Origin of the sequence: Novosphingobium aureum, assembly GCF_015865035.1 — a bacterium.
Classification (GTDB): Bacteria; Pseudomonadota; Alphaproteobacteria; order Sphingomonadales; family Sphingomonadaceae; genus Novosphingobium; species Novosphingobium aureum.
Window position 1 is genome coordinate 23,912 of sequence record NZ_JADZGI010000010.1, and the last position, 11,674, is coordinate 35,585.

An 11,674-nucleotide genomic window follows, 5' to 3' on the forward strand; every position below is an offset into this window, starting at 1 on the left:
GATCTCGTCCTGAAGATGGCGCTGCTCATGCCAGGCGTTCCCGTGGCGCCGGGCCGTGCGCGGTGGCCTGCGTCGCCGACCGGTCATCGCCTGATGGCGGCGCGATGCGATACCAGAGTGCGTAGAGCGCGGGCAGGAACAACAGGGTAAGGACGGTTCCGCCCAAGGTGCCGCCAATCAGCGTCACCGCCATGGATCCCCAGAACACCGAACTGATGAGCGGCACGAACGCCAGCACGGCAGCCAGCGCTGTCAGGATGACGGGACGCGAACGCTGGACCGTCGCCTCGACCACCGCATCAAAAGGAGACAGTCCGGCATGCTCGTTGTCGTGGATCTGGCCCATGAGGATCAGCGTGTTGCGCATCAGGATGCCCGCGAGCGCGATAAGCCCCAGGATTGCGTTGAACCCGAAGGGCTGGCCCGTCAGCAACAGGATCGGCACCACCCCAACCAGGCCGAGCGGCGCTGTCAGCAGGACGATCCACATTGCAGACAGGCTGCGCACCTGAAGGATGATCACGATCATCATCAGCACGATCATGATAGGGAAAATCGGCGCAAGCGCGGCATTGGCCTTGCCAGCCTCCTCGATCGAGCCCGCCATGTCGATATGATAGCCGACCGGCAGATCGTCGATGATCGGCTGCAGCTTCTTCATCATCGCCGCCGATACGTCGGGCGGCTGAAGCCCATCGGCGATATCGCCGCGCACCGTGATGGTCGGTACCCGGTTGCGGCGCTGGAGGATCGGGTCCTCCATACGGACTTCCATCCGGCCAATCTGGCTGACCGGGATGCGCTGCCCGTCCGCGCCGGTGAGGGTGTAGTCGCCGATACGCGCCGGATCGAGCCGATCGGGCCCCTCAGAGCGCACTACGACATCGACGGTACGGATGTCTTCGCGAGCCTGACTCACGGTGACGCCGGTCAAGAGGAACTGAAGCTGTTGCGCTACGTCGCTGGAGGAGAGGCCAATCGCGCGCAGGCGATCCTGGTCGAGCACGAAGTGCAGCGCGGGCGCCCGCTCACTCCAGTCACTGTTGACGGTGCGCATCATGGGATCGGCTTGAAGTACGTTCTGGACCTTGGCCGCGATGGAGCGGACCGTTGCGAGATCGGGTCCGTTGACACGGAAGGCGACAGGGAACGGCGAATAAGGACCAAACACGAGCTGCGTCGCGCGCACGCGTGCGGCAGGCGCGAGCCCATCTGACGCAGCCCGGCGCAAGCGGACCTTGAGCGCATCACGCGATTCCTCATCCGGCGTGCGCACGATGATCTTCGCGAACGACGGATCGGGCAACTCAGGCGAAAGGGACATGAAGAAGCGAGGAGCGCCTTGTCCGACATAGGTTGTGACGACCTTGGCTTCCGGCTGCTTGCGCAGCCAGGCCTCAACCTCCTGGGCGGATTTCGCCGTCTGGGCGATCGCAGTGCCCTTTGGCATCTGCACCTCGACCAACACTTCGGGCCGGTCGGAAGTGGGAAAGAACTGCTTCTTCACCAGCGGCATACCCGCGCCGGCAACAAGGAATGCGCCAAGGGTCGCCAGTGCGACCAGCTTCTTACGGCACACCGCCCAACCTATGACCCGGCGCACCTTCTGATAGCGCGGCGTCTCATAGATCGCGGAATGCCCGCCTTCAACCGGCTTGATATTGGGCAGCAGCTTCACGCCCATATAAGGGGTGAAGATCACCGCCACGAACCAGGAGGCGATGAGGGCAAAGCCGACGACCCAGAAAATGTTGCCGGCATACTCGCCAGCCGTGGACTGGGCAAAGCCGACCGGCATCAGACCGATGACCGTCAGCAGCGTGCCCGCCAGCATCGGTGCAGCCGTGTGGCTCCAGGCATAGGCCGAGGCCTTGATGCGGTCGTAACCTTCCTCCATCTTCACGACCATCATCTCGATGGCGATGATGGCGTCATCGACCAGAAGGCCAAGCGCGAGGATGAGCGCGCCCAGCGTGATGCGGTCGAGGACCCGGCCAGTCGCCCACATGATGACCAGCACCACCGCAAGCGTCAGCGGCACGGCGGCCGCGACGACGATGCCTACCCGCCAGCCGAGGCTGACGAGGCTGACGATCATCACGATCGCAAGCGCCTCCAGGAATGTATGCATGAACTGGTCGACGGCTTCGCTGATGTTCACGGCCTGATCGGTCACCGGCGTCAGGCTCATCCCCACCGGCAGCTCGGACGAGATTTTCGCGATCTCTGCCTTGAGCGATTTGCCAAGATCGAGACCGTTCCAGCCCTCTCGCATGATGACACCAAGCAGAATGGCGGGTTCGCCCTCGCTGCGAACCAGGAATGTCGCCGGATCCTCATAGCCGCGCGTCACTTTGGCGATATCAGACAGGCGCAGTGTCCGGCCGTTGGCGACAATCGGCACATCACGGATCTTGGTCATGTCGTCGAAGGCGCCATCCAGGCGCACCACGGTTTGTTGACCCTTCGTTTCGATCGCGCCGGCAGGGGTGATCAGATTCTGGCTCGCAAGCGCCGTGAAGATATCGCGAGGGGATACACCCAGGGTCGCCAAACGCTCTTGGGCGAACTCGACATAGATGCGTTGGGGACGCTCGCCAACGATGTTGATCTTGTTGACGCCGGGAACGTGGAGCAATCGCTGGCGCAGGCTCTCCGCTTCGCGCACGAGCAGCCGCTGCGGTTCGCCCTTTGCCTTCAGCGCGTAAAGAGCGAAGGTGACGTCGCCATATTCGTCGTTGATGAAAGGCCCGACGACGCCTTGAGGCAGTCTTGCGGCTTCATCGCCCAGTTTCTTGCGTGCCTGGTAGAATTGCTCCGGCACGTCTTTGGGGGGCGTCTTGTCGATCAGCGTCAGCGTGGTGAAGGCAAGGCCGGGCCGCGTGAAGGTTTCACTGCGATCGTAATAGCGCAGCTCCTGCAACCGCTTCTCGAGTGGCTCGGCGACCTGGTCCTGCATTTCCTGTGCGGTTGCGCCAGGCCAAGCGGTGACCACGGTCATGACCTTGATGGTAAAGCTGGGATCTTCCGCGCGGCCAAGGCTGAGGAAAGAGAAGATACCCGCACCGACGATGGCAATCAGGAAGAAAAGAGTGACGGATTTCTCGCGCACGGCGAGCGCGGAGAGGTTGAAACCCCGCTTTTCGGGCGCATGCTCGCTCACTGCGTGGCTCCCGGCACGGGCGCAATGCGCACGGCCTGACCCGCGTGCAGCATATGGGCTCCCATGGCGACGAAGCGCTCGCCTGCCTTGAGGCCCGAGGCGATCGTCGCGGTCTCCTCGCCGACAGCCGCGATCTTAACCGGCCGCCAAGCGATCTTGGCGGGCGAGCCGGAGCGGATCACCCAGACACCGGGGCCCTTCCCCTCGTCCAGGATCGCGCCGAGCGGCACCACGGTCGATGATGCCTCTCCGGGCTGCGCCAAGGAAACGGTCACCGTCGACCCGAGCGGAGCATCGGCCGGTGCACCTTCGAGGACGTAGCGGGCTTCGAACGTGCGCGTGGCGGGATCGGCAGCATCGGAAAGCTGGCGCAGGCGCGCCGTCCCGGTCGCGCCGCCATACGTGCGTGCGCGGGCCGGCGATCCGACCGCCGGCCGGATCGTCTCGGGCAATTGCACGAGCGCCTCGCGTGGGCCGGACCGGGCCAGCCGGACGACAACCTGGCCTGCCGCCACCACTTGTCCGGGTTCCGCGAGCGTCTCGACGACCGTCCCGTCGGCATCGGCCACAAGCAGGCTGTAATTCGCTTCGTTGCGCGAAACCCGGGCCTGCGCTTCCGCCGCCGCGAGCTGAGCACGGGCCGAATCCGCGGCGGCCTTTGCCTGATCGTAAGTGGAAGCCGAGACCGCTCCTGCGCCGACGAGGTCGCGCAGACGCTTCTCGTCAGCTGCGGTCTGCACCGAGCGTGCACGCGCGGCCCGCACCGCTTCTTGCGATGCCCGCGTTGCAAGCGCAAGATCGGTCTGATCGATCCGCATAAGCGGCTGGCCGCGCCGTACGAGCTTTCCGGCATTTACGAGGCGTTCGATCACTTTCCCGCCGACCCGAAAACCCAGATCGCTCTGCACACGGGCTGCGACGATGCCGGTGAATTCGCGATTGGTTCCGCCCTGTGACGCGGACGTCATCACCCTTACCAAGGGCGGCTCCGTACGCGGGTCGCCATCCGCCTTGCTGCATGCTGCGAGGGAAAGCGGGAGAGCCAGGACGCTAAGGCCTGCTCCTAGAAAACGACTCGACAAGGCTGATTCCTCCAAACTTTGGAGGAGCATTGTTTCCCTGTGACGTTTATGTCAATAGGTCACTGGTCATCATATCACGGAGCTAGGCTGCGCAGAATAAGGCTCATCACTTCAGCTGGAGCTTCGGGAAGCAGGTCAAGATTGCGCTCGAGATGAAGCGGGTCGACGAAGGGCATCATCGCATAGAAGATTGCCCGGCAAGTCTCGTCGAGCGGCGTCTTGCGCTCGAACTCGCCATTTTCCCGGCCGCTCTTGATGATTTCGGCCAGCATGTCGTTTAGCGTCTGCTTATATGCAAGGGATGAACCCCATTGCTCAGCGGCAGAATGGGCCGTGATGTCATAAATCTTGCGATCATGGAAAAAGAGGTCGACGCTTCGGGTCGTCAGGCTTTTGAACATGCGACGAAGACGATCTGTCGCGCCGCTGCCTTGATCAATCGCAGCGCGTGCCTCTGATAGGATCTGCTCTAGTCGCGAACCGCAGATCGCTTCCCCGATCGCCTGCTTCGACTCGAAGAAACGATAGATATAGGCCTTTGAGAATCCGATCTCCTTGGCGAGGTCGGCTACGGTCGTCTTGGCATAGCCATAGCGAGCAAAGCATTCGTGTGCCGCCGCGATGATCTGGTCGCGCACGGCATGTTCGGCGGGCCCTCGGACCGGGGCGTCATTGGTGTTGGTATTGCTGCTCATCGCTCAAGCATAATGACACATGACGCGATTGACAAAGAGTGACCATTATATATATCGGTCATATCCTACTATTTGCGTCCTGAGGAAGCGATGCGTCCCCTGAACTCGATTCTTTCCGCCATCGGCGGCTCCGTCCTTGTTGCCGGCTGCGCAGTTGGGCCACGCTATGTAGCCCCGGTGTCAATGCAGCCGGCCGCTTTTACGAGCGGGCCGGCGGACCATTCGCGATCGCATCGTTTCGTGCTCTTGGCGGAGGATGGAGCGCCACGGGTTAATCACCAACGAAATTCGGCTCTTTCGATTGACAGGCGCAGACTTTTGAGAGCCTGCTGGAAGGCAAGGCCGGATCGATCTGCCGCAGGATCGGCGGGTTCGATCCCGCGAGTTTGACGGGATCGAGCGGATCGGGACGTAAAAGTTGCCTGGCTTCCTCGATCTCGGCTCCGAGGTCGTCCCAACCGATAATCTCTTCAATGGCGCTGATGAGGATCTGCGCCGCTGTCCCTTGCATCAATGATGGCAGTTCCGAGACGGGCCAGCAGACGAATTTCGCCATTGATAGTGCGTTTGTCGCGTTTGAGCGCAGCCTCTTCCCGTCTCTCGGCACAGCGGTGAAGAAGGGTGGAAAGCGAAACGTCCGCTTACGAGATTGCCGAGGGCGATAGCCGACATAGCGCGGCACCGCCTTTCTCGAGATGCATGCGCTTCTAGACTGATCCGCCACGTTTCAAATCCCAGAATTTTGACGTAGGCGACTTCTCTATCTTACGTTGATAGCGATAACATCTATAGGAGGGGAAAGGTGAAGAGGCATCTGATGATGGCCCTAGGCTGTCTGGTTTGGGGTGCAGCAGCGGCAGCAGCACAGCCTGACACAGACGTGCAGGCTGGTCCGTCGAGGAGCAGGTTGTTGGTTCTGACCGACAGAAGTGGCTCGGTTTGTCTGAACAGCCTTTGACGTTTGATAAGTGGACCGTCTGCGGTTGGGTTGTTCAAGCTGGCGGCTGCGGGGCGTCATGTAGGTCGGGCGTAGCCCGGCCGGAGTGACGCCCCGCAGCCGCAGTCAATTCACGCTGCCACGGCCTGTGGCAGATTGTCAAAGTAGGTTTGATCAGGCGTACGCCCACCGAGGCTCGAGTGAGGTCTCCGGGCGTTGTAGAAGCCCAGATATCGGCCGATCGAACTGCGCGATTCGCTGACCGAGGCGTAGGCGTGCAGGTAGACTTCCTCGTACTTCACCGAGCGCCACAGCCGCTCGACCACCACATTGTCGCGCCAGGCGCCGCGCCCGTCCATGCTTATGGCAATGCCCTCGCGCCGCAGCACGCCGGTGAAGGCCTGGCTGGTGAATTGGCTGCCCTGATCCGTATTGAAAATCTCCGGCTTGCCATAGCGCGCCAAGGCTTCCTCGAGCGCTTCCACGCAGAAATCGGCTTCCAGCGTGATCGAAATCCGGTGGCTGAGGACCTTGCGGCTGAACCAGTCGACTACGCAGGCATGCGAGGCGTCGAAGGACGTAATGCCGAAGCGGCCCGACCACTCCAGGCCGAGGGCGAAGAGCGGGTGCATCCGATCGAGATGGATGTCCTTTCCGAAGATAGCTGCGCGGCGGCCGTGGAAGCGATCCATGCAGCCAACCTCCATCTCGACGTTGTGGTGAACAACGCCGGCATGCTGATGAACGGCATGGCGGAGACGTTCACGCCCGACCAGTTCTTGACGATTCTCGACACCAACGCCGTGTCCTGGTTGCGCGTAAATCGCGCGGTCCTGCCGATGATGCGCGAGCAGGGGCACGGAACGATCGTCTACGTGGGAAGCACCACGAGCTACATTCCCGAGCCCTTCATCGGGGTCTACGAGGCGAGCAAGGCGGCGGGCGACGCGCTGGCGCGAGCGATGGCTTTGGAAATCCGACCGTTCGGGATCGACAGCCTATTCCTCGTGCCGGGCGCCTTCCCCGTCGGCACCGATCACTTCGCCGATGCGCATACAGGAGACGACAGGGGGCGGGTTGATCACGTCTTCATCGACGGGCAAGCCAAGGGCGCTGATGTCATCGCCGAGACGATGGGTGAAGCGCAGGCTCGCTTCATTGAGAGACTCGGTTTCGTCGATCTTCTCGCGCCAATGCAACGAAGGATGCTAAACGTGCCAGAACGGCCCTGTTAGCGCTGCCGCTCAGCGTCTTGGCAGAAGTGGGCTGTCGCTAGCACTGGAGTGAATATCCGCCACTCGTTATTTGGCCATCAGGCAGCAGTCCAGGTAACCACTTTCTCGAAAGCTTATAGTGCCAAGCGTCAAAGCGACTGTAACATGCTCTCGTCCGGCATGAAACTGCATTGCTCCGGCTCCAAAAACCGAACCAACGCAGCTTTGCGAGAATTTCGATCAAGCGCATAGTGCGTGTGCGACAAGACTGCCCCGTCAAGTAATGCCTGGATATAGCCGGACACTGTGTCGGCCGCCAACTCCAGCCCGCCGAGCGCGAGGGAGCTGATGACCGTGTGGCGCGCGATGTCATCCATATCGATCTCGGGCGTGTAGCCTGGGCTTCAGGTTGCGCGTCTCGGGCCCGGGATCGCGTTCGATCAGCAGGAAGCGCTCGCCCACAAAGTCTTGCCAATGGATGCGCTCTTGGGACGCGAGCCGATGGGTTTCGAGCATCACCACGAAACCGCGCACGCTCCAGAGCGGCCGACTTTTGATCGTCTAATAGGACCGCTCCTCGATCATAATCGCCATTTCAAGCAGGCCTCTTTCAATGCCCGCCAGCATCATCTCACGGTCGCGCTCGAAGCAGCGCACCGTGCCGTGCACAGATAGGCTGCCCCAAGACCTGCGCTCGCACCGGCGCCAACGATCAAGGCGCTTTTCTCTAGATCATTCATATGTAGCCTCTTTAAACACTGTTGCGACGGAGAACGGGCCATTTCGAGCTTGGCTCGGCAACCGAAAAATATCATGCTTATCCGGTACGACGCGGTTTTCGGCGTGAATCCCACCAAGTACATCGCCTTATCTCCGTGTTTCAAAAACCAGCAACGTCGAGGTTGCGGTCGCGCATAGTTTCCCGTCACCATCATGTAGCGACGCCTCGGCAAACGCAGCGCGCCTTCCGATCGAAACAAGGCGGCCACGGCTGCGCACCGTGCCGCTCCGGTCGGTGAGTGGCCGCAGATAGGATACTTTGAGTTCTAGCGTGGTGTAGGCATAGCCGGCTTCAAGGGCTGTATGGACGGCAATACCGCAAGCGCTGTCGAGTGCGGCTGCGATAAAGCCGCCATGGACGCTACCCATGGGATTGTAGGCGGTGCTGTCGGGTATCGCCTCGAAAAGCGCATAGCCATGTTCCGCTTCGATGAGCGCGATGCCGAGTTTTTCGTTCAGCGGCGGTTGGAGTCCTGCGACCAACATGGCGCGAACCTGGTCGAGGCCGCATTGCGCGGTGACTTTTTCAGACATAGTGAGTGTCTCCAATGGCGGTTTAGCCAGATGTGGCAGGTGGATTCCAGCCTCCTCCAAGCGCACGGAACGACGCAATCGCGCCCCGCACTGCGGCGGCTTGCGCCTGGATCGCACCATCGCGGGTTTCAAGCAGGCGGCGATCGGCATCGAGGACCTCGATCAGACTCGCCATCCCGCCCTTGTAAGCAGCCATTGAGGATTCGCGAGCGCGTGACAGTGACCCCTCGCCTTGCACCAGCGCCGCGGCGCGCGCTTCCTGCTGCACCAGTGTCGAGAAGGCGTCCTCGACGTCCTGCGAAGCGCGCAGCACCGTCAAACGGTAAGCTGCCAGCGCTTCGGCATTGCGACCCTTGGCGGCCTTGATCTCGGCGTCTACCCGGCCAAAGTCAAAAAGCCGCCAACGCAGTCCAAAGATGCCATTGGCCTGCGTTGCGTTGCCTGTGAAGAGGCCGCCTGTGGCGGTGGAAGCAGTCCCGAGCAACCCGCTTAGTGAGAATTTGGGATAATATTCCGAAACCGCCCCCCCGATGCGGGCATTGGCGGCCGCCAACGTCCGCTCGGCCGCAATAATATCGGGCCGGCGACGCAGAAGCTCAGTCGGCCCGCCCGCCGCCGATACCGAGGGGGCATGTGGTATCGGGGCAAGGTCCGCCAATTCGGTGCGGGTAGTACCGGGCTGGACGCCGATTAGCACGTCGAGCGCGTTCATCGCCACGTCAAGTTCGTTCTGCAACGCGGGGACCGAGGCGCGGACCTGGGCCAATGCGCCCTCGGCCTGCCGCAACTGCAATTCGGCAGACACGCCATTGCGATACTGGAGCGCAACAAGGTCAACTAGGCGCTGCTGGGTATCGAGCTGCGCGTGCGCGACATCGAGCCGCGCCTGCAGCATGCGGATCGCTACGTAGGTGTCGGCAACCTGCGCCGCGACAGAGAGACGCGCGGCGACGGCGCCGGCTTGCGAAGCCTGCCAGTCGGCCCGTGCGGCGTCGCGGGCCGCGTCGCGGCCTCCGAACAGGTCTATCTCCCAACTGGCGCCTAGATTGAGCTCATAGGTTTCCGTCGACCGCTCGAACTTTGGGAAAGCGCTGCCGATCCTTCCGATCGGCGTCTCGAGAGACTGATAGACCTCGCCAGCCTGGCCGCTAACCTGACCCGAGGGCATCAGCGCCGCATTCGAGCCCTTGAGCGCCGCGCGTGCCTGAACGACACGCGCGCTCGCCTGCTGCAGATCGAGATTTTGCGCGAGGCCCCGTTCAACAAGACTTGTGAGAAGCGGATCGTTGAAGGCGTGCCACCAGGAGACCAGATCTACCGTTTCTGCTGAGGATATGCGTGCCTCGACAGCGGGTTCACCCTGAAAGGCGGCGGGCTGCATTGATGCCGGTGCCACATAGCGAGGCCCAACCGCGCATCCGGCGAGAAGGAGGGAGCCGCCAAGGGCGGTTAGGATTGGTCTTACGGAACGCATGGCTTCCTCGGAACGCAAATGACAGATTATGACCGATATATCTTCTGGTCACTAGTTGTCAATCGGTTCATGTCTTCTTATGCTTGAACAATGAGCAATGGCACCACAGACGCACCGGCCCGCGGTCCCGCCGAACATGCCGTGCGAGATCAGATCATCGCCGCGGCACATGAGTGTTTCGCCCGCTACGGCTACGCCAAGACGACAGTGGCCGACCTCGCCAAGGAGATCGGCTTTTCCAAGGCCTATATCTATCGCTTCTTCGAGTCGAAGCAGGCGATCGGAGAGGAAATCTGCGGTTCGCGCCTCACGCAGATCGTCGATGAGGCCCGCGCGTCAATTGCGGCGGGCGATAGCGCGACAGATCAACTGCGGCGCATGTTCAAGAGCCTAACGACCCGAAGCGTCGATCTCTTTTTCCATGATCGTAAGATCTACGACATCACGGCCCACTCGGCTGCCGAGCGTTGGGGATCTTCCGAGGCCTACAAGGTAACCATCAGGGAAATGCTGGCGGAAATTATCAAGCAGGGCCGCGAAAGTGGCGAGTTCGAGCGCAAGACCCCGCTCGATGAAACCTGTCGCGCCATCCTGTACGCCATGATCCCTTTTACCGATCCACTTCACCTGGAGCGCAACCTCGACCTTCTTCCGGAAGCGCCCCAAGAAGTCACAAACCTTATCCTGCGCAGTCTTGCGCCGTAACGAAACCGACCAGTGACCTATTGACATAATGGTCACAAGGCAACAAATGATCTTCCAAGTCTGGAGATTCAGCCTGTCCGTCGTCGAGACATTTGGCACAGATGGGGTCGTGGATTAGCGGAGGGCGGGCCTCGTCTGGGGCTTGATGTTAGGCGGCGAGCTTGCGGTGAAGCAAGCGGCGATGTTCGATGGTTTTTCGCTTGATGGTTTCGCGGCGCTTGATGATGGCGGGAGCCCTTCCGAAGTAGGCGTCTGCCGGGGTCACGTTGCTCAGGCTCTCGTGGTAGCGCTGGTGATTGTAGTGCTCCACGAACGCTTCGATCTGGACCTCGAGGTCGCCGGGCAGGAAGTAATTCTCCAGCAGGATGCGGTTCTTCAAGGTCTGGTGCCAGCGCTCGATCTTGCCTTGCGTCTGCGGATGCAACGGTGCTCCGCGCACGTGGCTCATCTGCTGGGCCTCGATGTACTCGGCGAGTTCGCCCGCGATGTAGCTGGGGCCATTGTCCGATAGCAGCCGGGGCTTGTGCAGCACGGTGGCGCTATCGCAGCCCGATGCCTTGAGGGCCAGGTCCAGCGTGTCGGTGACGTCTTCGGCCCGCATGTTGGTGCACAGTTTCCAGGCGATGATGTAGCGCGAATAGTCGTCGAGCACGGTCGAGAGGTACATCCAGCCCCACCCGATGATCTTGAAGTAGGTGAAGTCTGTTTGCCACATCTCGTTCGGCCGGGTGATCTTCGTGTGGAACTGGTCGGCAGCCTTGATCACGGTATAGGCCGGACTGGTGATCAGGTCGTGCGCCTTCAACAGGCGGTAAACCGTGGCTTCCGACACGAAGTAGCGCCTCTCGTCGGTGAAGCGCACGGCCAGTTCGCGGGGGGAGAGTTCGGTCGCATCAAGCGCCATCTCGACGATCTGCGCGCGGATATCCTCGCCGATGCGGTTCCACACCCGGCCTGGCGCACAGGGGCGATCCTCCAGGGCTTCAGGACCGCCCTCAAGGAAGCGGTCATACCAGCGGTAGAACGTCCGGCGAGGAATACCCAGCTTGTCCAGAGTGTGCTTGGCCGGCAGGTGCGACTGCTCGACGAT

At 61.5% G+C, this 11,674-nt stretch carries 10 protein-coding genes and 1 pseudogene; 2 read left to right on the forward strand and 9 right to left on the reverse strand.

All coding sequences use genetic code 11. The features are described 5' to 3' along the window. Positions 1-25: 25 nt before the first annotated feature. From I5E68_RS19655 to I5E68_RS19675, 5 genes and pseudogenes are all read right to left on the reverse strand, one after another. Entirely contained in the window at positions 26-3,163 is a 3,138-nt protein-coding gene (locus I5E68_RS19655) for an efflux RND transporter permease subunit (RefSeq protein ID WP_197167376.1), read from the reverse strand. Continuing rightward, a complete protein-coding gene (locus I5E68_RS19660) occupies positions 3,160-4,131 on the reverse strand; it encodes an efflux RND transporter periplasmic adaptor subunit (protein WP_228727395.1) in 972 nt (323 codons plus the stop codon). The genes I5E68_RS19655 and I5E68_RS19660 overlap by 4 nt, the downstream gene beginning before the upstream one ends. Positions 4,132-4,319: 188 nt before the next feature. Next, the gene (locus tag I5E68_RS19665) at positions 4,320-4,940 is read right to left on the reverse strand and encodes a TetR/AcrR family transcriptional regulator (RefSeq protein WP_197167378.1); all 621 of its coding nucleotides are present in this window, start codon (positions 4,938-4,940) and stop codon (positions 4,320-4,322) included. Positions 4,941-5,211: 271 nt separating this feature from the next. After that, on the reverse strand, positions 5,212-5,496 hold the full coding sequence (locus I5E68_RS19670; protein ID WP_197167379.1) for a hypothetical protein: 285 nt from the start codon (positions 5,494-5,496) through the stop codon (positions 5,212-5,214). Between the two features lie 512 nt (positions 5,497-6,008). Further along, positions 6,009-6,431 (reverse strand): annotated as a pseudogene (locus tag I5E68_RS19675) (transposase); the annotation flags it as partial. Between the two features lie 6 nt (positions 6,432-6,437). On the opposite strand from I5E68_RS19675, the gene I5E68_RS19680 reads away from it, so the two are divergent. Then, entirely contained in the window at positions 6,438-7,112 is a 675-nt protein-coding gene (locus I5E68_RS19680; protein ID WP_228727396.1) for an SDR family NAD(P)-dependent oxidoreductase, read from the forward strand. Between the two features lie 128 nt (positions 7,113-7,240). On the opposite strand, the gene I5E68_RS19685 is transcribed toward I5E68_RS19680, so the two are convergent. The 3 genes from I5E68_RS19685 to I5E68_RS19695 form a co-directional block, all read right to left on the reverse strand. After that, complete coding sequence (locus I5E68_RS19685; protein WP_197167415.1) at positions 7,241-7,468, reverse strand: hypothetical protein; 228 nt, start codon at positions 7,466-7,468, stop codon at positions 7,241-7,243. Positions 7,469-7,958: 490 nt separating this feature from the next. Then, positions 7,959-8,405 carry a PaaI family thioesterase gene (locus tag I5E68_RS19690; RefSeq protein WP_197167391.1) on the reverse strand — a complete coding sequence of 149 codons (447 nt, stop codon included), beginning with the start codon at positions 8,403-8,405 and terminating at the stop codon, positions 7,959-7,961. Between the two features lie 22 nt (positions 8,406-8,427). Next, positions 8,428-9,879 carry an efflux transporter outer membrane subunit gene (locus I5E68_RS19695; protein WP_197167393.1) on the reverse strand — a complete coding sequence of 484 codons (1,452 nt, stop codon included), beginning with the start codon at positions 9,877-9,879 and terminating at the stop codon, positions 8,428-8,430. 90 nt (positions 9,880-9,969) lie between these two features. Here I5E68_RS19695 and I5E68_RS19700 point away from each other — a divergent pair, with 90 nt between their 5' ends. Beyond that, positions 9,970-10,584 carry a TetR/AcrR family transcriptional regulator gene (locus I5E68_RS19700; RefSeq protein WP_197167395.1) on the forward strand — a complete coding sequence of 205 codons (615 nt, stop codon included), beginning with the start codon at positions 9,970-9,972 and terminating at the stop codon, positions 10,582-10,584. Positions 10,585-10,732: 148 nt separating this feature from the next. Here I5E68_RS19700 and I5E68_RS19705 read toward each other — a convergent pair. Continuing rightward, the coding region (locus tag I5E68_RS19705; protein WP_197167397.1) for an IS3 family transposase at positions 10,733-11,674 on the reverse strand (942 nt) is incomplete at its 5' end.